Origin of the sequence: Mucilaginibacter sp. MD40 (genome assembly GCF_002288635.1) — a bacterium.
Taxonomy (GTDB): domain Bacteria; phylum Bacteroidota; class Bacteroidia; order Sphingobacteriales; family Sphingobacteriaceae; genus Mucilaginibacter.
The window spans coordinates 2,621,298-2,643,754 of the sequence record NZ_NRSW01000001.1 but is presented as its reverse complement, the minus strand read 5'-3'; the positions used below and the strand labels follow the sequence as shown (position 1 = coordinate 2,643,754).

Sequence of the window (22,457 nt, the reverse complement as noted above, 5' to 3'; positions counted from 1 at the left end):
TAATTATCTCCGCAGATGATAAGTCAAACCAATCATTTTCCTTTTTTTGACAAACTGTAATTCAAGAGCAGTCAATAACCCATCTTCAACCAAATCCTCAGGGCTTATTAACGAAATATTGCCTGCCTGGCTGGAGCTGGAACTATAGGGTGAAAATCCGTCCCTGGCGGTTACAGGGCTCAAGGGCAATATCTGCCAGTATCGTTGCATGCCCTTTTTTAAAAGCATGGCAAATGTTCTTGCCGCCGGTCCAAAATCCCCTACACCAAAACCTGATGGGAGTGACGTAATATGTAACAGTACGCCAGCGCTTCTTTGGTTGTTTGACTGGGTAAGTTCTAAAACAGCTAAGGGCAAGGAAGTGAAAACTTCATTCAGCTTAATATTTTTACGGATATGCCCTTTAAAGCCCGTTAATAAATGATGCATGAATAAAGGAGCATCATCCGGCAGGTGTATTTTAGTATTATCCCAGTCAAGATTTTCAAGGCTTTCGATATCGGCTTCTGAAAATTGTGTCAATGAAAGTGGCACAGCCGTTATTATCCATTTGTTTTCGTGCACTCTTGCAAAAGCCATTACCTTATCGGCATGCTTACCTGTAACTTTTAGAGCTTTGTACTCACCATATGTGAACAGGTCAGGTGAGTTGCTCCTTAGTTCGAGAAGTTTTACGAGTAACCAGGCCTTGATTTGCCCGGTATCCCTATTTTCCCAAAGGGTATTAATATCGTATTCACTGTTCAGGTATTGCTTTCTTAATTCATAATCAACAGGTCGCCTGTTGTCCGGGTCAACCATGCTGAGGTCCCATAATTCGCACCCCTGGTAAATGTCAGGTGTTCCTGGGCAGGTCATTTTTAGTACAAGTTGGGCAAGAGAATTAACAACGCCGTAATCTTTTACTTTCTTCCAAAAAGTTGTAAAGCTCTCCCAAAATGGCCTGGTGTTATCCAGTAGTTTGGATGCGAAATCTTTTACGGCAGTTTCATATACCTCATTGGGATTTGCCCAGCTAGAGTGTACTTTAGCTTCGCGTAATACTTTCTCCAAATAGGCACATAAACGTTCCTCGTAGTTCTCGGTATCTATATTTAGTGCAGGATAAGTACCAATAAGGGTTTGATAAATGAAATATTCGTCATTGCTATCCGGCGCGCCCTTAGTTTTCAAATCCTTGTTAAGCGCCTGCCATTCCGTAACTTTTTCCTGCCACTCGTCATGCAAATAGGTTAATACATTTAGCCTTGCACGTACATCTTCGCCCCGTTTAGTATCATGTGTTGATGTAGCATTAATTGCTGAAGGCCATTTCTGCCTGCGGTTTTGCATGAGCAAATGGTAAGCATCGGTATCGATGCCAAAAAAAGCAGGAGAGTCGCCTACTTCATTGTGTCCAATAAACCGGTTGTAAGTATACATCAGCGTGTCTTCAACACCTTTAGCCATTAAAGGCCCGCTGAATTGCATGCATCGCTGATAAAATTGTAAATACTTATCGTTGCTATTTAAATTTCCATGATTACTAAAAAGGTCGTAACCGGTATTAGTCAGCTCGTTTAACTGCTGTTGCTCTGCTGAACTTAGAGGCCACTGATTATAGTAATGACGATAAACCGGAAAGTTTACTAAAAACGATTCGATAGCGTGTTTGATGAGTTCCTTATCCTCAGATTTTCCCAGTCCCTGTTCGATATATAGGTTTGTCAGGTTGTTTAACTCACCATTCATGTGATGAGTAAGTATAAGCCGCTTTTTATCTTTTATCTGCTCATCAATAGTCGGCTGATTACCGGTGATACGCTCATAAATGCGGCTAAACGGCTTTTTGGCTTTAGTGTTTGTGAACAAGTTGTTTACCTGGGCCAGGAAATCATAACCTGTAGTACCTTGTATGGGCCAGGCGGGCAGATCTTCTTGATGAGCGAGGATTTTTTCAGCTACGATAAAAACCTGTTCACCCAACAACTCTCTTAGCCTTTTTAAATAGTTATCGGGATCATACAGCCCATCAATATGATCAATCCTGATTCCCTGAAAAATATCTTCTTTTACTAACTCGTGTATGAACTGATGGAAGTGGTCAAATACTTCTTTATTTTGGATGTTAATACAAATGAGGCTGTTGACCGTAAAGAAACGACGATAGTTAATTTGTTCATCGGTTTCTTTCCAGCTGCACAGGCGGTAATGTTGCTTAGCGGCTATATTTAGGAGTTGTTCTTTGTTATCATTTATTACATCAAGATCTTCTACCTGTAGTTCTTTAACCGAGTGATTATTCACTGGCCACTCCTGATCGGCGTAAGAAAAAAAGTAATTATTATCCTTATTAATTAGCTTTAGTTCACCACTGTCAATTACTGTTTGTAAATCGTCGCCTAAAAAGGGTACCATAATTGGCCCATGAAACAAGGTGCCTTCTGCAAGGCTTTGGTCAAAATAGTTTTTGTATTTAGATTCAGGGCCATTCTTTAGGAGGTCCATGAGCCATTCATTATGGTGATGGAATGCCATGTGATTGGGCACAATGTCCTGCAGCCAGGATATGCCCGCCTCCTTTAATTTACGGCTGACGTTTCTTAATTCGTTAAGGGTTCCAATTTCCGGGTTAATAGTAAGCGGGTCTGTGCCATCGTAACCATGATTACTGCCTGGTACAGCAGAAAAAATGGGAGATGCATAGAGCGTTTTTACACCCAACTGTTTGAGATAAGGAATTATAGCATCCAGCTGCGAAAAGGTAAAATCTTTGTGAAATTGTATGCGGTAGGTGCTCACCGGATTAAACATAACAGTTTGCATAAATGATGATCGATTCGGGTTGCAGCATGTTGTCCCGGTTGTCTGTTTTTTCTTCCGATCGGAAGATCACGTTAAGCCGTTCATTGGCTGGTAATTCAAAAGGCTGCTTTGTTTGTGAAAAGTTAAGGTAACAGTATACATGTTGTTCGCCTTCCCACCTGTGTAGTTGAATGGTTTGGTTTTCTTTATGGAAACTTATCTCCAATTTATTACGATCATTGTTATTCAAAGCAGGTGTATTTTTCCTGAGCGCAATTAATAATTGGTAATAAGCCAGCATAGCCTGATGCTCACGTTGATCTAACGAACTCCAGTTAAGGCGGGAGGATAAGAAGGTTTGTTCTGCTTGTGGGTCCGGCGCCTCGTTATCTGAATGAAAAGCCTTAAATTCATTTTTGCGGCCTTCTCTTACGGCGGTGATGAGTTCATCATCGCTATGGCTAACAAAATACAAGAAAGGGTTTAATTCACCATATTCCTCCCCCATAAATAACATGGGCAGGTAGGGGCTAACCATTACCGCGGCATATATTAGCTTTTGCATGGAGGTACTAAACAAAATACTGGTTCTCTCACCCAGCATGCGGTTACCTACATGGTCATGATTTTGAGAAAACACCACAAACTGCTCTCCGGGATTATTTGTTTTTACCCCGAATGTTTTTTGGCGTTCATAAGAGTATAGGCCATCATAAACATACGCGTCCTGGTATGCTTTTGCAAGGTGTTCAATCCCGTCAAAATCGGCGTAATATCCATCCCGCTGGCCTCCGGCGGTAACGCGTAATGCATGGTGGAATTCATCTATCCATTGCGCATCCATTCCATAGCCGTTGTTTTCAATACCATCAATGAATCGTTTGTCGTTAAGGTCAAACTCAATGATTAGATAATGCTTCTTACCGGTTTTTGCCATCAATTCATCTACAGCTTCACGCATTTCCTGTAAAATATGCTTAGGGCTAAAATCCTTAATGGCATGTACCGCATCCAGGCGTAATGCATCTATCCCAAAATCTCTGAACCACATTAATACATTCTCAATAAAGTATTTACGCACTTCATCAGAGCCTGCATCATCGAAGTTGACTGCATTGCCCCAAGGAGTATTGTATTTGGAGGTAAAATATGGCCCAAATTCGTTAAAGTAATTACCCTCGGGCCCAACGTGGTTATATACTACATCCAATATTACTGCCACACCTTGTTTATGGCAGGCATCAACCAATTGCATAAGGCCTTTGTACCCTCCGTAAGAGTTTTGTACCGCATAAGGGAATACACCATCATACCCCCAATTTCGCGTGCCGGGAAACTGGGCTACCGGCATAATTTCTATGGCGGTAATGCCCAATTCTTTTAAATAACTTAGTTTTTGCGCTATTCCTTTAAAAGTGCCATCGGTTGTAAATGCGGCGGTGTGCAACTCGTAAATAATATATTCGGCAAGCGGTATATTTTGCCAACTGTCATCATCATGAGGCTTATGTGCATTAAGATCAACCACTTCCGACCAGCCATGTACGCCCTCCGGTTGGTACTTTGAGGCCGGATCAGGAAGTTCTTTTCCGTTATCCAGCCTAAATTTGTACTGATCGCCTACAAGTAGCTTATCTGTTGTCAAAGCCCAATAACCGCGTTCACGCTGATGCAGCATTAATGTTTCCTTATCCTTTATCACTATAGCCGCTACTTTTGCAAAAGGTGCCCAAAGCACTATATCTGCCGTATCATGGCTTATTTTCACCCCCGGTGTCAACATGTTAATGCTCGTTTCCATGGTTTATAACGGGTTACAAAGTATCACTACCGACCGTGCCGGTACATGGATGCTTTCGCTGCTATTGATCTGCTTATCCTGCACGCTATCGTCACTTGTATCTAAAACCACATGCCAGTTTTTTTGAGAGAGCTTTTCAGGTATTTTGTATTCAAGCGACTCATAATGGGCGTTGAACATAATGTAGAAATTGTCGTCTTTGACAGCGTTACCCTCATTATCTACCGAGTGTATGCCCATGCCGTTCAGGAAAATACCTAAAGAGCGAGCGAAGTCGTGGTTCCAGCTCTCATCTTCCATTTCCATACCTTCAGGTAAGAACCACGCAATGTCTTCAAGCCCTTTGCCTTTAACGGGTTGGCCCTGAAACCATCTTCTCCTGCGGAAAACAGGATGGTCTTTCTTTATATTAATCAGCCTTTTGGTGAAATTCAGCAGGTTTTGATCCGCTGATTCCCAGTTTACCCATGATATCTCGTTATCCTGGCAATAGGCATTATTATTACCCTGCTGCGTGCGGCCAAATTCATCACCGGCTACCAGCATAGGCACGCCTTGCGATAAAAATAGGGTGGTAAGCAGGTTACGTTTTTGCCTGTCGCGAATTTGGTTTACCTCCGGGTCATCTGTAGGGCCTTCGGCGCCACAGTTCCACGAACGGTTATGATTCTCCCCGTCGTTGTTGTCCTCTCCATTAGCTTCGTTATGTTTTTCATTGTACGAAACCAGGTCGTTTAAAGTAAAGCCATCATGAGCGGTAATAAAATTGATACTTGCTGTTGGCCTGCGGTTATTATCCTGGTAAAGGTCGGGGCTGCCCGTAAAACGCTGGCCAAATTCGCCCAGCATGCTGTCAGCACCCACCCAGTAATCGCGTATACAATCGCGGAATTTACCGTTCCATTCTGCCCATCCCGGCGGGAAATTACCAACCTGGTAGCCGCCCTCTCCAATGTCCCATGGTTCTGCGATCAGCTTCACTTGCGAGATAATCGGATCCTGGTAAATAATGTCAAAAAATCCGCTTAACCGGTTAACATCATGCAATTCACGGGCAAGGGTTGCGGCAAGGTCAAACCTAAAGCCGTCAACATGCATTTCTGTTATCCAGTACCTCAAGCTATCCATAATGTAACGTAAAACATTTGGCAGCATAGCGTTAAGCGTATTACCGGTACCGGTATAGTCATTGTAAAAACGTTTGTTTTCATCTGTTAACCGGTAGTAAGATGCATTGTCTATACCCTTTAAAGAAAGGGTAGGGCCCATATGATTACCTTCCCCCGTATGGTTATATACCACATCCAGTATTACTTCGATACCCGCCTTGTGCAGGTTTTTAACCATTTGCTTAAATTCCTGTACCTGGTCGCCGCAGGGCACATTACCGGCATACCTTACATCCGGCGCAAAAAAGCCTATAGTATTATATCCCCAATAATTACTTAGGCCTTTCTCTACTAAATGCCGATCGTTCACAAATTGATGTATAGGCATCAACTCTATAGCGGTAATGCCCAAGTCTTTCAAATATTTAACACAAGCCGGATGACCAATAGCCGCATAGGTTCCTCTTATATCTTCGGGAATTTCGGGGTGCAATTGTGTCAATCCTTTTACATGGGCCTCATAAATAATAGACTGATGATAAGGTATCCGGGGTGGCTGATCGTCTTCCCAGTCATAGGAGTTATCAACCACCACAGCTTTAGGCATAAACGGAGCACTGTCTGTTTGACTAAAACTAAAGTCTTCATCAGGGTTACCTACCTCATATCCAAAAAGCGAATCGTGCCAATTGATAGTTCCGGAGATAGCTTTAGCGTATGGATCGAGCAGTAATTTATTGCGATTGAAACGATGTCCGTTTTCAGGATCGTAAGGTCCATCAACCCGGTAGCCATATAATTGGCCGTGTTCAACTCCGGGTATATAGCAGTGCCATACCTGGTGGGTACGTTCAGTTAGCTTAATTCTTTTTTCGGGTTCGTTGCCATTTTCCGAAGTTTGGAAAAGGCACAATTCAACTCCTGTAGCGTTATCAGCAAAAACGGCGAAATTTACGCCTTTGCCATCATACGTTGCACCGAGCGGATAAGGTTTTCCGGGATATATATTACTCATGCATATCAAATACTTTTTTCAGGAATAATGTTTTAGGATTTAAAAATTATCGTTCTAAGAAATTTTATTCGAGGTGTTTACTCTTTTAAAACTTTAAATAGTTTTTGGTAACAATTACAAACTATTGTTGTTGCTATGGTTATTTAAAGCCACAAGATGGAGAAACATACTTATCAAACCGGGATAATTGGAAATTGCGCTTTTTTGGCACACATAGCTACAGATACCAATGTAGAGTGGATGTGCTGGCCCCGATTTGACAGCCAGTTTATATTTGGTGGATTGCTTGATAAACAAAAAGGCGGGGAGTTTTCTGTTAAACCCAAAGGCGAATTTACTACCAAGCAATATTACCTGGAAAACACCAATATTTTACGAACAGAGGTTACCTGCGAAAATGGTAAATACCGGGTAACAGACTTTGCCCCGCGCTTTCGCAAGCATGACCGTTACTACCGCCCATTAATTTTAATAAGGAAGATAGAGGTATTGGAAGGCAATCCGCGTATACGGGTAAAATGTGAACCAGTATGCGACTACGGTCAAAAGAAATGGGAAAAATTGCTGGGTAGCGATTCAATTGAATTTACAGGATGCGAAGAAAGGATGACACTTACCTCCAATATTCCATTGACCTATCTTGATGAGGAGTCGTATTTCGCTCTTAATGAAACCAAATATTTGTTGTTGAATTATGGTGCCGAAATTGACAAATCATTAACTGGCATAGCAGAAGAATATTTGAGGGAAACTACTGAATACTGGCGGCTATGGATCAAGCACTCTTCCATTGCAGGCTTTTATCAGCCTTATGTAATCCGTTCTGCCCTGGCTTTAAAGATACACCAATACGAGGATACCGGAGCCATAATTGCTGCCAGTACCACCAGTTTGCCTGAGTTCCCGGGGAGCGGTCGTAACTGGGATTACCGCTATTGCTGGCTGCGCGATACCTACTATGTGCTTACCTCACTCAACCATATAGGTCATTTTGAGGAAATGGAGCGGTATTTTAGTTATGTTACTGATATATCTTTTGGCGATAAGCAGCACTTCAGGTATCAGCCATTATATGGCATTAACACCCAAAAAGATCTGACGGAAGTAATTATGGATCATTTGGATGGCTACATGGGTAACAAGCCGGTTAGGATTGGCAACCAGGCTTCGGAACATATCCAAAATGATATATATGGGCAGGTACTTGTTTCCTTATTGCCATTATATACTGATCACCGCTTTGTATTTACGGAACGCAAAGATTCAGACAAGTGGATATCATCGATACTGGATAAAATTGAACGCACTATTGACGAAAAAGACGCGGGGATCTGGGAGTTCAGGAACATAGCCCATATCCATTGTTACAGTAATTTATTCCAGTGGGCAGGGTGCAATGCTGCAGAAAAAATGGCGCTTACCATTAACAACAACGATCTTGTTGAGAGGGCGGTAGCGCTTAAGGAACGTGCCGCTGCACATATAGAAAACTGCTACGATCCTGAGCGAAAAGTGTATACACACGCTGTTGGCAGCCCTCACCTGGATGCCAGTACACTGCAATTGATCATGATGAATTACCTTGATCCGGTATCAGAAAAGGCAAAGGATCATTTGATAGCATTAGAGAAGGAACTCAAAACTGAGGATGGCTTGTTCTATCGATACATTCATAGTGACGATTTCGGTAAGCCTAAAACTACTTTTTTGATATGTGCTTTCTGGTACGTAGAAGCACTTGCATGCGTTGGCCGCTTGGATGATGCTGTGCGCGAGTTTGAAAAACTGTTGAAATATTGTAATCATCTATTACTTTTCAGTGAGGACGTTGATGAAAGAACAGGCAGCCAATGGGGTAATTTCCCGCAAGCATATAGCCATGTTGGCTTAATGAATGCAGCATACCGTATTGCTATGAAACTTGACAGGCCTATATTTTTATAGTGGAAAATCAAATAAACGTTTGGTCTAAAACATGGCCGCATTGGCTATGGAACATGGCTATAATTGCCATAGTACTGCTTATTGGCATAGCCGTAAAAGTAATTGTTAAGCTTTTACTTAATTATTACAAGAACAAAAAAGACAATAGTTACTCTTTTTTAAAATCGTTTATAACACATTTTAGCCGCCCGCTTAACCATTTTATACCACTACTGGTTATCAACTTATTTTTACCCTACCTTACTTTAAAAGACGATTATGCTGATGATGTAAAAAAATGGCTGGGTATACTATTACTGATATCTTTTGCGAGTTTGCTTATCAATGCTATCACCATACTTGAGGATTATATTTACTATAAATATGATTTCAATAAAGAGGATAACCTTAAGGAGCGTAAAGTTCGAACGCAATTACAATTCGTGCGCCAGGTTGCCACTGTTTTGATTGTACTAATTACACTGGCGCTTATACTACTGAGTTTTGAGAATGTACGAAAACTGGGTGCAGGTTTGCTTACAGGTGTGGGTATTGGTGGGATTATCATTGGTTTTGCCGCGCAAAAATCATTAGGCAATTTGTTAGCTGGTTTCCAGATTGCTTTTACACAACCTATACGAATTGATGATGTTTTAGTAGTTGAAGGAGAATGGGGCAGGGTAGAAGATATCACACTTACTTACGTAGTGATCAGTATATGGGACCAACGCAGGTTAATACTACCTATTAATTACTTTATTGAAAAACCCTTCCAAAACTGGACAAGAACCACTTCGCAAATATTAGGAACGGTTTTCATTTATGTAGATTACAAAATACCCGCTGAGGCAATGCGAAACGAACTACTCAGATTACTCAACGAGTCGCCGTTATGGGATAAGCGTGTAGGTAAACTACAAGTAACCGATATTAAAGAAAATGTTGTTGAGTTAAGAATATTAGTTAGCGCGGCTAATTCATCAAACGCCTTTGACCTGCGCTGCGACATACGGGAAAAAATGGTAGCTTTTTTACAAGAGCATTATCCTGAAACTTTACCCCGTAACAGGTATGTGCTTGCCAATGAGCCTGTTGAACATATTTCCAACACAGATATCAATAAATCCTGATATCATTTGCAATCTGATTTTAATATTTAGAAATTATTTAATTAGTAATTAAAACCAATTATTCATGTGATTGTTATCATTTTATGGCTGTTAAACCCGCCATAACTTGCGATATATCTTTCTATTCGCATCCAAGAATTAAATCTATACTATCTATGAAATCGGTTTTTGTGATTAATGACAATTCGGTAGAAACGAGGCATGTGGCGGAGTCTGCATTAATGATGGCGAAAGCGATCAATGCAAAATTGATTATCGGCAACCGGCTGATAAAATCAAGCAAACCAGCATTGTCTTTTGCTTTTCCTCACCCCGAAGTGTTTGAGGATGATACTTATGGCGATGATACTTTATTAAGGAAGCTGAACCTTTTAAATGCTACAATTAAAGGCGAACTTACTGGTATTGAAGAGGTGGATATATCATCAATGGATAGCCATAAACTTGCGGCTTTTATTAACGCGCATAATGTTACTTTATTAATGATCAGTGCCGAAACGGTAAAAGCAGTAAGCGGTAGAAAACTGATAGACTATCAAACTGTATTAAATAAAATAAGCGCGCCTATATTTTTAATACCCGCATCGTGGTCATTCAAAAAGTTCAGGAGCATAACATACATAACCGATTTAAGATATTGCCGCACAGATGTTTTAGGTTACCTCACTAAAGTAACACTGCCTTTTAAAACCAGTATCTATGTAGGCCATATGGCCGCATCGGGACTACCTGATCTTAGCCCCGATTTTGCCAGGCAGTTATTTTATGAGGCAGCACGGCGGTGTACGCATTGGGAGCATTTAAATTTCCATCATATCCCGTCAAAAGATATTTCAACTGTAGCTGATGTGTTGATACATGGCATGCGTAATGATGCGCTTGTACTTATCAATCATTCGCAACACTATCATTATTTCATTGGTAAGCAGTTAATGCTCAATCAGCCCGAGCTGGTAAATGTGCCTTTATTGTTGTATCCTCATTAATTTGGAATCGGCTGTAACTACATTTTTAAACTCTTATATCATCTTAAAATAATTAAAAAACTACGCTCCAAAAAAGCAAACGGCACAAAACCTTGGGGTGTGATTTTTGTTAGAAGCATCATGGAAAACCAAACAGAACTACGCGAAAGAACACGATATTCAGATAGGGAACTTGAAGAATTCAAAGAAATTATATTGCAAAAAAAGGCCGTTGCCCAAGAGGAGTTAGAAGCACTTTCGGCATCATTGGGTAACAGTAACCCTAATGGTACTGACGATACTTCGGCCGCATACTCAACTCTCGAAGATGGCTCGGCTACGCTTGAAAAAGAAAGCCTTCATCAGCTGGCATCAAGACAAAAGAAATTTATAGAACAACTGGATGCTGCGCTGATACGTATCGCTAATAAAACTTATGGAGTTTGCCGTGTTACAGGTAAACTTATCCAAAAAGAAAGGCTTATGGCTGTACCACATACTACCATGAGCATGGAAGCAAAGCTTAAACAAAACTAAACTAAATGTGAGCTGATAACAAAGCCGCGGTGAAATTCACCACGGCTTTGTTATTTATAAAGAGTTACCGGTTCCCTTCTTTTACGGCATTCTCAATTTTTAAACTTTCTTTATGGATAGCGTTCATTAGATCCTCTACGAATTCAGCTGAAAGGCCTTCTGATTCTCCGGCTTTTTTAGCCTTATCTAAAACCTGCTGAAACCTTGCCGCCTGTAAAGGCGGAATATTGTTTTTGGCTTTGTATAAACCAATAGCTTTTACTACACGTTCACGTTCGCCAATGAGCTTAATGAGTTGCTTGTCTAATGAATCGATAGATAAGCGTGCCCGGTTAAAATCAGCAGGTGTGCTTATCTGAGGTGTTTGTGCATGTAAAGTTGTTTTAGCCATTAACAAAAACAGAATAGCCACACAAACTGATTTGCATAGGGGTGATGCTTTTTTCATAAATGTTATAAGTTTTAATACTTAACGACAAATAAAGGATAAGAGTGTTAATTACATATTAAAAAAGGGGAGAGAATTATTCTTGAACGATCAGCTGCTTACTTATAGGCAAGTCCATTGTAGCAATGAAGTTATATTTCAGTAAATTAAACTTGAATCTTTTGAAAAGTTTGTTATCGGCGAAGTTTATGACGTATAACTTGTTTGAAACGGATACGGAAATAGTCATAAAAAAGTACTACCAACAATAACGCTACCGGAAAATAAAACGCTTTGAAATGTAAGCCCTGAAAGGCAAAACCACCAGCCACTCCACCCAGCAGAAAAAATATAATAATAGCGAGCCGGAGTAGTAAACGGCGCTTGAGCGCTGCAGAGAGGTTTTTCCTTGATAATAAAGCGGTAGAAAGATCGATCCCCAGGTCTGTAAACATACCGGTAAGGTGGGTAGTGCGTACCACTGAACCAGACACCATTGAAACCAAAGCATTCTGCATACCCATTGCGAAAAGCAGGCTGCCTGCAAAATATTCAGTTTCGGGCAAAGTATGTTTATAGCCGGAACCAAATACGGCCACCAGCAGTAACAGTACGATAATGACAAGGATAGGCACAGTATAGGCGAAAGACCGGTGGCGGCCTACTTTGCCAATATATAAACTTGAAGCAAATGCGCCGGATAGAAACAGCATCAGCCATAAAGCTACCATTCGCGCAGCCCGCCATTGGCCACTGGTAAGGTGTACTGCCAATAACGCCGCGTGCCCGGTAACGTTAGTTGTGAGTACGGCAAACGCTATAAAGCCTGCCGCGTTAATAAATCCGGCGTTCAGGCACAACAAGATCGCCAGGCGCAAATTGTGCGCAAAACTTCTTCTTTCTCCTGTATGTCGAAGCATGGCTAAAATTAAGAAAATTATATCGAGGTTTCCTGTATTACACTTTTACCGGAGTTTATACATAATTAGCATAACTGGCAATAACAATAAAGAATTTAGCCTGCTCAAATTTGAAGATCGTTTTAAGTGAGTAGCACAAATATTAACGCGAAAATTGCTGGCAATGCCTGAGTAAAGAATATCTTTCCGGAAGAAACAATACTTCCGTATATGCCGGCAATGATCACGCAGGCCAGAAAGAAAATGGCAATGTTCTTTTGCCATGCGGCGTCATTTATAAAGAAACTCCATAGTAGTCCTGCCGCGAGAAATCCGTTATACAATCCCTGATTAGCAGCCAGGCTTTTTGTTGGCTTAAACAATTCACCGGGCAATGCATTTTTAAACACTTTTTTGCCAACAGTTTCCCAGGCAAACATTTCCATCCACAAAATGAATAAATGCTCTAAAGCCACTATTGCTACAAATATTTTTGATGAAATGGTTATCATATATTCCATAAGGTGTGTGCATTAGCTTTATAGCATATAAAGAGAAAACAATTTACTTCACTAAGTTAATGAAGTTAGTAGCCTATTTTAGCTTCCATTCGAAGATTGGTTTGGTTATTAAAAAATAATAATATTCTCTATAGAAGACGTTTACCAAATATCTTTTAGTTCAGGTTTTAATCTATAGATTTCATGTCTGACACATTCTATAACGTTATCGAGTTCGTAGGTTGGTAAGTTTTTTCTGGAAAATAAATATCTAAAGTCAATAAACGCTGTATTTGCTTCTTCCAAAAGTTTATAAATTGATGGTTTTTCAAATATTCCACCATATAGCCTATGTCGTCTTTTATAAATAAAATTTGACGTAAAGTAATTTTCGATATTTGTTCTAGTAGTGCTACTAAGTAATTTAAAAAGATCATGCAGTTTATGTCCCTGTTCATATTCGCCACTCTCAATAATCATTAGGCATTTTAAATATAACTCAAATGCGTAAGCATGGTTAACATGTGTGGCGTATGCAAAATTTATACTTTGTGCAATTTCCTTTTGAGTAAAAGACTTCAAGAATGTTTTTTCTTTAATCATTTTGGCGACGTTTAAAAAACACTCTGCTTCACGGAATGCAATTAAATATTCTTGGGATTGAATTTTCTTTGCCATAAGCGTATTTCGAATTCTTGCAACTATTTGCGTGATAAGAAATAGATGGTTATCAATAATATAGGAAGATAGGGTATATATCAAAATGGATAGCGAAACACAGAAAATAAATGTTTCACCCGAAATAAAAAAAGCGATTAGTGTCTTTCACCTAATCGCTTCATTTTAAAGTACTCAGAGCGGGAATCGAACCCGCACTCCGTTTACGGGAACAGGATTTTAAGTCCTGCGTGTCTACCAGTTCCACCATCTGAGCAGGTGATTAACCTTTTAAAAATAAATCCCTTCTATTGGAAGGGATTTGAGCGAAAGACGAGATTCGAACTCGCGACCCCGACCTTGGCAAGGTCGTGCTCTACCAACTGAGCTACTTTCGCATGCCTATTTTACAAATGCAAATATCTTTTGCTTTTTGCGTGGTGCAAATATAGGTAGAAATGAAGTTTCTGCAAGTAAAAAGTTAACTTTTTTTGAAGTTTTTCATAAGTCACTGTCTTTCAAAACCTCTGCTATTATGTCGCTTTCATATCCGCGGCTTAGTGCGTACTGCTGCAATTTATAACGGCGCTTAAAGGCAACTTTTTCGTTAATGGTTGCGGTTTTCTTATCTATCAATAATTTTAATTTGTGATAATAGGCACCCATGTCTATGGTTTGCAGCGCTTTTTTTATCAAAATGGCCGATACACCTTTTTGTTTCAGGCTTTGTTTTATCTTTATTTTACCCCATCCTTTTTGATTAAACTTTCCTTGTGTATATGCTTTGGCAAAGCGTTCCTCATTTAAGAAGTTTTCAGAGATCAGGTTACTAATAATTAGTTCTACAGCGTCAGTCCATAATCCCCATTCATAAAGTTTATCACGTACTTCCTGTTGCGCGCGTTCCTGGTAGGCGCAATAATGTTCTGCCTTTTTTTGTGCGACATTTATATCAGTTATCCGCGTTTTTTTAATGGGTTCCATTAAAACCAATATTCGCTAAAATTCTTCTCTTTACAGAAATATAATCAAATTAGTGCCATGCAATTAACGTTTACGGTTGGAGATATCAAGAACATAATAAAGGCTTCTGGTACTGTAGTGCAGGATAGCGTAATAAGCATATTATTAACTGATAGCAGAAGAATAAGCAATGCACCGGCTTCCTTATTTTTTGCGCTGAATGGTCGTCGCGACGGACATGAATTTATTGCAGATGCTTACACCGCTGGGGTACGCAGCTTCGTGGTAACACACCAACCAGAGATGGTTGCGGTTGATGTTAATTTCCTTATTGTAGATAATGTACTGGCCGCTCTGCAAATTTTGGCCGCGCACCATCGTAGCCAATTTGATATAGAGGTAATTGGAATTACCGGTAGCAACGGTAAAACCATCGTAAAAGAATGGCTCTATCAGTTAATGAGCCCTGAACGCAATATTGTAAGAAATCCTAAAAGTTATAATTCGCAGATAGGCGTACCGTTGTCGGTATGGCAAATTAATGAGGGAAATAACCTTGCAATATTTGAGGCTGGGATATCTAAAGCAGGCGAGATGAGCAGCCTGGAAGCTATTATACAGCCTACAATGGGTGTGCTTACGCACATGGGTACGGCGCACGACGAAGGCTTTGACTCGCCTAAACAAAAGCTGGAAGAAAAATTGCGTCTGTTCAGGAACTGCAGCCAAATCGTTTATCAATATGATCTTTTGATAGACTTTCCGGAAGATATGCGTGAGCATAAATGTTTTACCTGGAGCCGTAAGTTTAACATCGCCACGTTGTATGTTTTTAGTGAAACATCTATATTAGGTAAACATTATATGCGTGCTATGTATAAGGAACAGGAAATTGAATGCCTGGTGCCTTACCGCGATGAGGCTTCTATAGAAAATGCTATTATTTGCTGGGCTACCATGCTGGCTATGGGATATGAACCAGCCGTCTGTGATGACAGGATAGAACGCCTGGCGCCGGTGAGCATGCGGTTGGAATTAAAAGACGGCATAAATGATTGTTCTATTATAGACGATTCTTACAACTCCGATATCCAGTCGTTAGAAATAGCACTCAACTTCCTGGCGCAGCAAAATCAACACAGCAAAAAAACGCTCATTCTTTCTGACATTTATCAATCAGGACTAAAACAACATGAGCTTTATTTGCAGATAGCGCAATTGGTGAGCAACGCCGGGATAGACCGCTTTATAGGTGTAGGAAGCGATTTAACAGAACATCGGGATTTGTTTAAAGCCACTAAGCTGCATTTTTATAATAATACTGAGGAATTATTAAAAGATCTGACACGTATTCACCTGAATAACGAAACTGTGCTTATTAAGGGAGCAAGGAGCTTCGAGTTCGAAAAAATAAGCAGGGCGTTGGTGCAAAAAGCACATGAAACTGTACTGGAAATTAACCTGAATACTTTGCTTAATAATCTTAACTTTTATAAGGGTAAACTTAACCCGGGTGTTAAGATCATGGTGATGGTAAAAGCTTTCTCCTACGGAAGCGGCACCTTCGAGGTAGCCAATATATTGCAGTATAATAGGGTAGATTACCTTGCAGTGGCCTACACAGATGAGGGTATAGATTTAAGGGAAACCGGTATTACATTACCAATAATGGTGTTAAACCCCGAACCGGCAGCCTTTGATAAGTTGGTAGCGCATAAACTTGAACCAGCCTTGTATAGTTTTTTATTGTTTGATGAGTTTGTAAAATTTGCTCAGACTGATGATATACGCGACTATCCCATACATTTAAAAATTGACACAGGAATGCATAGGGTAGGCTTTGAGGAATTTGAGGTTGAAGCCCTGTGTGATCTTTTGGAAGTTAATCCATACGTTAAGGTACAATCTGTATATTCACATATGGTAGCGAGCGATGCGACTGAGCATGACCTGTTTACCCTTAAACAAATAAGCAGTTTTGAGAAAGCCTATAAGGCTATTGAAGATACCCTCGGATATACCGTAATCAAGCATATCAGTAATACATCAGGTATCAGCCGATGGCCTAACGCGCAGTATGATATGGTTCGCCTGGGGATAGGCCTGTATGGTGTGGATGCCGCGGTACCACGTGATAGTACCGCTTTGCAACCCATAGCTACATTAAAAACAACCGTTTCACAAGTGAAAAAGATTGCCGCCACAGAAACTATTGGCTATATGCGTAATGGGAGCCTTAAAAGTGATGGTAAAATAGCCACAGTGCGTATTGGCTACGCGGATGGTTATTTGCGCGCTTTTGGCAACGGTGTCGGAAAAATGCTGGTAAATGGCACACTGGTACCTACAGTGGGCAATATTACGATGGACATGTGTATGCTGGATGTAAGCAATGTTGAAGTAAAAGAGGGTGATGAAGTGATTGTTTTTAATGAACAGCAACGGATAGAGGAATTGGCTGCGCAGATAGGTACTATCCCTTATGAAATATTGACAAATGTTTCACAACGTGTAAAAAGAGTGTACTTTTACGAGTGATTTAACCTGTGCTGTAATGACACGCATTTTTCGCGCCCTCTTCAATTATTTTATTAAAGGGCTACTCATAGTGGTGCCTTTAGGCGCCGCTTTTTTTCTTATTTTCTGGATCGTTTCGCGTATTGATAGCGCCCTTAACTTAAGTAGCGAGATTTGGGTAGACAGCCATGGTAAACCATTATACATACCCGGGTTAGGTATAGTAACCGTTATTGTAGTAGTGCTTGTGGCTGGCGTGCTGGTTACTAATGTGATTACCGATCCCATAAAAAGGTGGTTTGCGCGATGGCTTAACCGGTTACCCTTATTCAAGTTTCTGTATTCTTCTATTAAGGACCTTACCGAGGCATTTGTAGGGGAAGAAAAAAAATTTAATGAGCCGGTTATTGTAGAGGTTAATGAGTTTGGCCTGAAAAAGATAGGTTTTCTGGTGCAAAAAGACCTGGCTAAGCTAAATCTACCGGGCGAGGTAGCGGTTTATTTCCCTTATTCATATTCTTTTGCCGGGCAGATCGTCATAATTGCTGCTGATAAAGTAAAACCACTGGATAAAAATGCCGCTGATATGATGAAGTTTGTTATATCGGGCGGTGTAAGTGGGTTGGATTAAATATGTGGTGTAGTTTTGGGAATTTGATGTGAGTCGTCTTCCTTACCTTTAAAACTTCTTAAAGTTAATACCACGCTAATAAACATGAGTATGGCGCCTAAAAGAAAGGGTGCGCCCGGGAAATATATAGCCGCTCCCTTCTCGGTAAAGTGGTGGAATACGGAGGTCATCAAAAGCGGGCCTATTACTGTGGTTATGCTTACCAAACTGGTTAATGCACCCTGGAGTTCTCCTTGTTCATTTGCAGGCACACGGTCAGAGATGAAGCCCTGTAGCGCTGTGCCACCTATACCCCCCAGGCAATAAGGTATCATACACAAATACATCATCCAGCCAACATTGATTAGGGATATCATTAATAAACCTATCCCGTAAAAGGCTATCCCAGCCATAATGTTTTTCTGCAAGCCAAATTTAGGGATGGTCCAGCGTACAAATCCTCCTTGTATACCAGCTATGAGCGCGCCAATGAATATGCCCAGCGCACCAATGCTGTAAGTGGTCCATTGGAATTTTTCTATTACATAAAAAGGTAACACGCTTTCTACTGCTTTTTGAGCTATGTAAACAATGGTATAGGCGGTAATTAAAGTACTTACCGCACGTGAATAGTTGCGCAGGCGTAATAAAGAACCTACCGGGTTGGCCCGTTTCCATTGAAAGGCCCTGCGGTTTCTTAAAGATAAAGATTCGGGAAGCACAAAATATCCGTAAGCGGCATTCAATAAAGCCAGGGACGCGGCTACAATAAAAGGTAATCTTATCCATACACCGCTTAAAAAGCCACCCAGTCCTATGCCTAATATAAAACCTAAACCTGTTGCGGCACCAATTAATCCGAAATTAGCCGCACGTTTATCTCCTGTACTTACATCAGCGATATATGCTGTTGCCGTTGTAGTACTGGCGCCGGCTATACCGGCTATGAACCTTCCCACAAATAACCATAATATAGTAGGAGCAAAAGCCATTAAGGCATAGTCTATCCCAAAGCCAACTAATGATACTAACAAAACCGGGCGGCGGCCTACCTTATCGCTAAGGTTACCCAGCACCGGCGCAAAAATAAACTGCATGGTAGCGTAAGTAAACGTTAACCAACCGCTGTACTGGCTGGCGGTACTAATGTCAACATGTCCTAATTGCTCCAATAATTTAGGTAGCACGGGTATAATAATACCTAAACCAAGTACATCAATAAAGATAGTAACGAATATGAATCCTAAAGCAGCTTTGCCGTGTTGGGCGGGTTTGGTCATGTGCGGTTAATGTATGCTGCCGGTATAATAAGATTTATCATCAGATTGTTTCGTTTTTTTAAAGCTGCGTACGGCAAGCAACGCGCTTACAAACATTAAAAACGAGGCGATGAAATATGGGGCGCCGGGTAGTTGTACAGGCGCGTTTTTATTAGTGAAATAATAAAAAATGTAGGTCATAAAGCCAGGGCCGAACACAGAGCTCAGGCTCATTAAACTGGTAAGGCCGCCCTGTAATTCACCCTGTTCATTTTTAGGCACTTCGTTACTCATAACACCTTGCAGGGCAGGGCCGCATATGCCACCTAATGAATAAGGGATCATAAAGGCAAACATCATCCAGCTTTTGTTGGCAAGGCCAAACAACAACATGCCTATGCCATAAAGTACCAACCCCAGCCAAACGCTGCGTTCCTGCCCCAATTTTGGTATGGCAACACGTATCAAGCCACCCTGTACCGCGGCTATCAACAGGCCAATAAAGCCAAGAGAATAGCCAACGGTATCTTCATCCCAATGAAACTTTTCCATTGTATAAAAAGTCCACACACTTTGTACGGCATGCCCTGCAAAGTATACCACAAACAGGCAGGCGGCCAGGCCAAATATGGCTGGATATTTTTTCAGCTGTAGCAGGGAGCCAAGCGGATTGGCCCGTGACAGGTCCAATTCACGGCGGTGTTCTTTGTCAAGCGATTCGGGTAATATAAAGAAACCATATGCGGCGTTGAGCAAGGCAAGTGCCGCCGCCGCGTAAAAGGGGTAATGTGTGTCCATTTTACCGAGTATACCACCTATAACCGGGCCTATAATAAATCCAAGGCCAAAAGCAACGCCTATCATACCAAAGTTCTGTGCTCTTTTCTCAGGCTCGCTTACGTCGGCAATGTAAGCCGAAGCGGTAGTAAAACTTGCCCCGGTGATACCCGCTATAACACGCCCTACAAACAATAGCCAAATGGTTTTAGCAAATGCCAGGAAAAGATAATCAACACCAAAACCTAATAAAGAAAACAATAACACCGGCCTTCGCCCATATTTATCGCTTAAATTACCTACCAATGGCGAAAACAGGAATTGCATAACGGAATAGGCCATAAGTAAATAGCCCGAATAGCGGGTAGCCTCACTAATTCCACTATGTATAAGCCCCTCTATCAATTTAGGAAAAACAGGGATGATAATAGCAAAGCCGATAACATCAATAAGTAGGGTTACAAAAATAAAGCTAAGGGCAGCTTTTTTCTTTTTAGGTTGTAATTGCGCGTCCATAAAAAGCTAAAGAAACAATATTTTTTCCGCTTGAGCCATATTAATTTTAAGATAAATATTTGGAAGTTAATACACTAAATAATTAAATTGACTAAAATTATAGTTGCCATGAAAAAACCAAACCTCCTTTTAACCATACCGGCTGTTTTGTTGATGAATTACAGCTTTGCACAGTCTGCAAAGCATCTCCGGTTGTCTGATGATACTCCCTCACCAGGAGAAAAAATAAGCCTTAACTATAACGCAACAGGGACGCCCCTGGAAGGTAAGAGTGATATTAAAGCATCCGTTTATTTTTTAGATAATAAAAAATTCCCGGTGAGTGATATAGAGCTTAAAAAGGCCGGTGATGAGCTTAAAGGTGATTTTATTGTACCGGCTAATACTAAAGCCTTATTTGTAAAGCTCAGCAGTGCAAGCATCGTTGACACCAATGACGATAATGGTTACGTTTACCTGGTATATGATAAAGCCAATAAACCAGTGGAGGGTGCCAACGGGATGAAGGCATACCTGATAGGTAGTGGTATGGGCGCTTATTTCTCGGGTATAAAAACCAATGTGCCTGAGGCCTTGAATTTATATAAACAGGAGTTTGCCAATTACCCGCAAAGTAAGAAAGATTTTGAGGCTAATTATTGGTCTATGTTAGCCATGTCTAAGGACGCGGCCGACAAAGCAGCTTACAGCGCCAAGATGCAGCAATTAGCGCAAAGCACCACTGAGGCTGATCTTACACTTGCGTATAATTTGTTTTTGCGTACACGTAAGATAAAACAAGCTGATTCTTTAAGCACTATTGTTGCCGCTAAATTTCCTGATGGCGAGGTCGCAAAAAATGTTTTAGGGACAGAGTTCCATAACGAAAAGGACCTTGTTAAAAAGGAAGAGCTTTACAAAAAGTATATTGCTAAATTTCCTGAAAAATCAGAGGAAAATACGATACAGGATAATTTTAGGGTGCAGTTGGCAGGAGCATACTTAAATGCCGGTAATATTGCTAAATACAAAGATTGGGCCGCGCAGATCAAAAATAAATCGGCCTTAGCTTCAGGTTTAAATAGTGTTGCTTGGAACTGGGCCGAAAAGGGTGAAAAGCTTGATGAAGCTGCAGCATTATCTAAAGAATCCTTAGATATCTTGGATGAGCAATACAAAGCCGGCAAGTTTAGCGGTATGTATATGTCGCCGGCACAGCTGATGGAGAATAACCGTTCTACTTACAACATGTTTGCCGATACTTATGCCTATATTCTTAATAAACAGGGCAAATTTAAAGAAGCACTTAAGTATGAACAAAGCGTTTATGATGCCATGAAAGGCCAGGATGCTGAGATAAATGAGCATTATGCTACTATATTAAATGCTAATGGGCAATACGCGAAAGCAAAAGAGGTAATAGAAAAAACCATATTAAATGGCAAAAGTACCGATGCCCTTAAGGCCCAATTGGCTATAGCTTATACAAAAAGTAAAGGCAGCGAAGCGGGCTACAAAGAATACCTTGCTGGTATTGAAAAGCAAAAAGAGCTAAAAGCCAAAGATAAGTTCATAAAAGATATGATCAATACACCTGCACCAGCGTTTGCTTTAAAAGACTTTGATGGTAAAGAGGTATCACTGGCCAGTTTAAAAGGAAAAGTTGTTGTAGTTGATTTTTGGGCTACCTGGTGCGGCCCTTGTAAGGCCTCTTTCCCCGGTATGCAAATGGCTGTAAACAAGTTTAAAGACAATGATAACGTGAAATTCCTGTTTATTGATACCTGGGAGAATGGCGATAATTACCAGCCAAACGTGCAAAAATTTATTGCCGACAATAAGTATACTTTCCATGTGTTAATGGATGAAAAGGGGGAAGACGGACGACAGTCAAAAGTAGTATCTCAATTTAAGGTTGATGGTATACCTACCAAATTTGTAATTGATAAAAATGGTAACATCCGGTTTAAATATGTGGGCTATTCAGGTTCGTCTGAAGCGGTACTTGATGAAGTGACCAATATGGTTGAACTGGCTTCTGACCCGGATGCCGTAGCATCAACACAAAAAGTAACAATGCTCAAGTAAG

17 protein-coding genes and 2 tRNA genes are annotated in these 22,457 nt (G+C 40.7%); 7 read left to right on the top strand and 12 right to left on the bottom strand.

The window, feature by feature from the left end:
- Nucleotides 1-3 precede the first annotated feature (3 nt).
- Genes treY through glgX form a run of 3 tightly spaced genes read right to left on the bottom strand, consistent with a single transcriptional unit; the run spans nt 4 to nt 6,709 of the window.
- Nucleotides 4-2,805 carry a malto-oligosyltrehalose synthase gene (treY, locus tag CKK33_RS11910; RefSeq protein ID WP_255404596.1) on the bottom strand — a complete coding sequence of 934 codons (2,802 nt, stop codon included), beginning with the start codon at nt 2,803-2,805 and terminating at the stop codon, nt 4-6.
- The gene (gene treZ / locus CKK33_RS11905; RefSeq protein WP_095704317.1) at nt 2,786-4,585 is read right to left on the bottom strand and encodes a malto-oligosyltrehalose trehalohydrolase; all 1,800 of its coding nucleotides are present in this window, start codon (nt 4,583-4,585) and stop codon (nt 2,786-2,788) included. Before treZ ends, treY begins: the two co-directional genes overlap by 20 nt.
- Before the next feature lie 3 nt (nt 4,586-4,588).
- Nucleotides 4,589-6,709, bottom strand: coding sequence for a glycogen debranching protein GlgX (gene glgX, locus CKK33_RS11900; protein WP_095704316.1), 2,121 nt, complete (start codon nt 6,707-6,709; stop codon nt 4,589-4,591).
- A gap of 156 nt (nt 6,710-6,865) precedes the next feature.
- On the opposite strand from glgX, the gene CKK33_RS11895 reads away from it, so the two are divergent.
- The 4 genes from CKK33_RS11895 (at nt 6,866) to CKK33_RS11880 (ending at nt 11,264) form a co-directional block, all read left to right on the top strand.
- Nucleotides 6,866-8,653, top strand: coding sequence for a glycoside hydrolase family 15 protein (locus CKK33_RS11895; RefSeq protein WP_095704315.1), 1,788 nt, complete (start codon nt 6,866-6,868; stop codon nt 8,651-8,653).
- Entirely contained in the window at nt 8,653-9,762 is a 1,110-nt protein-coding gene (locus CKK33_RS11890) for a mechanosensitive ion channel family protein (protein WP_233138200.1), read from the top strand. The genes CKK33_RS11895 and CKK33_RS11890 overlap by 1 nt, the downstream gene beginning before the upstream one ends.
- Before the next feature lie 155 nt (nt 9,763-9,917).
- Nucleotides 9,918-10,748 (top strand): hypothetical protein, encoded by an 831-nt coding sequence (locus CKK33_RS11885; RefSeq protein WP_095704313.1) that lies wholly within the window; start codon nt 9,918-9,920, stop codon nt 10,746-10,748.
- Between the two features lie 120 nt (nt 10,749-10,868).
- Nucleotides 10,869-11,264: a TraR/DksA C4-type zinc finger protein gene (locus tag CKK33_RS11880; RefSeq protein ID WP_095704312.1), complete on the top strand. Its 396-nt coding sequence runs from the start codon at nt 10,869-10,871 to the stop codon at nt 11,262-11,264.
- 64 nt (nt 11,265-11,328) lie between these two features.
- Here the strand turns inward: CKK33_RS11880 and CKK33_RS11875 are convergent, their stop codons facing one another.
- The 7 genes from CKK33_RS11875 to CKK33_RS11845 all read right to left on the bottom strand — a co-directional run bounded on the left by CKK33_RS11875 (nt 11,329) and on the right by CKK33_RS11845 (nt 14,731).
- Nucleotides 11,329-11,712, bottom strand: coding sequence for a chorismate mutase (locus CKK33_RS11875; protein ID WP_095704311.1), 384 nt, complete (start codon nt 11,710-11,712; stop codon nt 11,329-11,331).
- Between the two features lie 173 nt (nt 11,713-11,885).
- On the bottom strand, nt 11,886-12,611 hold the full coding sequence (locus tag CKK33_RS11870; protein ID WP_095704310.1) for a YoaK family protein: 726 nt from the start codon (nt 12,609-12,611) through the stop codon (nt 11,886-11,888).
- 122 nt (nt 12,612-12,733) lie between these two features.
- A complete protein-coding gene (locus CKK33_RS11865) occupies nt 12,734-13,111 on the bottom strand; it encodes a DUF1304 domain-containing protein (RefSeq protein ID WP_233138199.1) in 378 nt (125 codons plus the stop codon).
- 141 nt (nt 13,112-13,252) lie between these two features.
- The gene (locus CKK33_RS11860; protein WP_095704309.1) at nt 13,253-13,768 is read right to left on the bottom strand and encodes a HEPN domain-containing protein; all 516 of its coding nucleotides are present in this window, start codon (nt 13,766-13,768) and stop codon (nt 13,253-13,255) included.
- Between the two features lie 171 nt (nt 13,769-13,939).
- Nucleotides 13,940-14,024 (bottom strand) — tRNA-Leu (locus CKK33_RS11855).
- A 48-nt stretch (nt 14,025-14,072) separates the two neighbouring features.
- A tRNA-Gly gene (locus CKK33_RS11850) sits at nt 14,073-14,145 on the bottom strand.
- A 103-nt stretch (nt 14,146-14,248) separates the two neighbouring features.
- On the bottom strand, nt 14,249-14,731 hold the full coding sequence (locus CKK33_RS11845) for a regulatory protein RecX (RefSeq protein ID WP_095704308.1): 483 nt from the start codon (nt 14,729-14,731) through the stop codon (nt 14,249-14,251).
- A gap of 57 nt (nt 14,732-14,788) precedes the next feature.
- On the opposite strand from CKK33_RS11845, the gene CKK33_RS11840 reads away from it, so the two are divergent.
- A complete protein-coding gene (locus CKK33_RS11840) occupies nt 14,789-17,248 on the top strand; it encodes a bifunctional UDP-N-acetylmuramoyl-tripeptide:D-alanyl-D-alanine ligase/alanine racemase (RefSeq protein WP_095704307.1) in 2,460 nt (819 codons plus the stop codon).
- A 16-nt stretch (nt 17,249-17,264) separates the two neighbouring features.
- Complete coding sequence (locus CKK33_RS11835) at nt 17,265-17,858, top strand: DUF502 domain-containing protein (protein WP_095704306.1); 594 nt, start codon at nt 17,265-17,267, stop codon at nt 17,856-17,858.
- Here the strand turns inward: CKK33_RS11835 and CKK33_RS11830 are convergent.
- Nucleotides 17,855-19,117 carry a TCR/Tet family MFS transporter gene (locus CKK33_RS11830; protein WP_095704305.1) on the bottom strand — a complete coding sequence of 421 codons (1,263 nt, stop codon included), beginning with the start codon at nt 19,115-19,117 and terminating at the stop codon, nt 17,855-17,857. The two genes, CKK33_RS11835 and CKK33_RS11830, sit on opposite strands and share 4 nt — an antisense overlap.
- Nucleotides 19,118-19,123: 6 nt before the next feature.
- Nucleotides 19,124-20,389, bottom strand: a complete 1,266-nt coding sequence (locus CKK33_RS11825; RefSeq protein WP_095704304.1) for a TCR/Tet family MFS transporter — start codon at nt 20,387-20,389, stop codon at nt 19,124-19,126.
- A 108-nt stretch (nt 20,390-20,497) separates the two neighbouring features.
- Here CKK33_RS11825 and CKK33_RS11820 point away from each other — a divergent pair, with 108 nt between their 5' ends.
- Nucleotides 20,498-22,456, top strand: a complete 1,959-nt coding sequence (locus CKK33_RS11820; protein ID WP_095704303.1) for a redoxin domain-containing protein — start codon at nt 20,498-20,500, stop codon at nt 22,454-22,456.
- The last annotated feature ends 1 nt before the right edge of the window (nt 22,457 follow it).

Excerpts from the sequence above, each read along its gene's own strand:
- treY (WP_255404596.1), bottom strand. The coding sequence starts at position 2,805 with ATGCAAACTGTTATGTTTAATCCGGTGAGCACCTACCGCATACAATTT.
- treZ (WP_095704317.1), bottom strand. The coding sequence starts at position 4,585 with ATGGAAACGAGCATTAACATGTTGACACCGGGGGTGAAAATAAGCCAT.
- glgX (WP_095704316.1), bottom strand. The coding sequence starts at position 6,709 with ATGAGTAATATATATCCCGGAAAACCTTATCCGCTCGGTGCAACGTAT.
- CKK33_RS11895 (WP_095704315.1), top strand. The coding sequence starts at position 6,866 with ATGGAGAAACATACTTATCAAACCGGGATAATTGGAAATTGCGCTTTT.
- CKK33_RS11885 (WP_095704313.1), top strand. The coding sequence starts at position 9,918 with ATGAAATCGGTTTTTGTGATTAATGACAATTCGGTAGAAACGAGGCAT.
- CKK33_RS11880 (WP_095704312.1), top strand. The coding sequence starts at position 10,869 with ATGGAAAACCAAACAGAACTACGCGAAAGAACACGATATTCAGATAGG.
- CKK33_RS11875 (WP_095704311.1), bottom strand. The coding sequence starts at position 11,712 with ATGAAAAAAGCATCACCCCTATGCAAATCAGTTTGTGTGGCTATTCTG.
- CKK33_RS11870 (WP_095704310.1), bottom strand. The coding sequence starts at position 12,611 with ATGCTTCGACATACAGGAGAAAGAAGAAGTTTTGCGCACAATTTGCGC.
- CKK33_RS11865 (WP_233138199.1), bottom strand. The coding sequence starts at position 13,111 with ATGGAATATATGATAACCATTTCATCAAAAATATTTGTAGCAATAGTG.
- CKK33_RS11860 (WP_095704309.1), bottom strand. The coding sequence starts at position 13,768 with ATGGCAAAGAAAATTCAATCCCAAGAATATTTAATTGCATTCCGTGAA.
- CKK33_RS11845 (WP_095704308.1), bottom strand. The coding sequence starts at position 14,731 with ATGGAACCCATTAAAAAAACGCGGATAACTGATATAAATGTCGCACAA.
- CKK33_RS11840 (WP_095704307.1), top strand. The coding sequence starts at position 14,789 with ATGCAATTAACGTTTACGGTTGGAGATATCAAGAACATAATAAAGGCT.
- CKK33_RS11835 (WP_095704306.1), top strand. The coding sequence starts at position 17,265 with ATGACACGCATTTTTCGCGCCCTCTTCAATTATTTTATTAAAGGGCTA.
- CKK33_RS11830 (WP_095704305.1), bottom strand. The coding sequence starts at position 19,117 with ATGACCAAACCCGCCCAACACGGCAAAGCTGCTTTAGGATTCATATTC.
- CKK33_RS11825 (WP_095704304.1), bottom strand. The coding sequence starts at position 20,389 with ATGGACGCGCAATTACAACCTAAAAAGAAAAAAGCTGCCCTTAGCTTT.
- CKK33_RS11820 (WP_095704303.1), top strand. The coding sequence starts at position 20,498 with ATGAAAAAACCAAACCTCCTTTTAACCATACCGGCTGTTTTGTTGATG.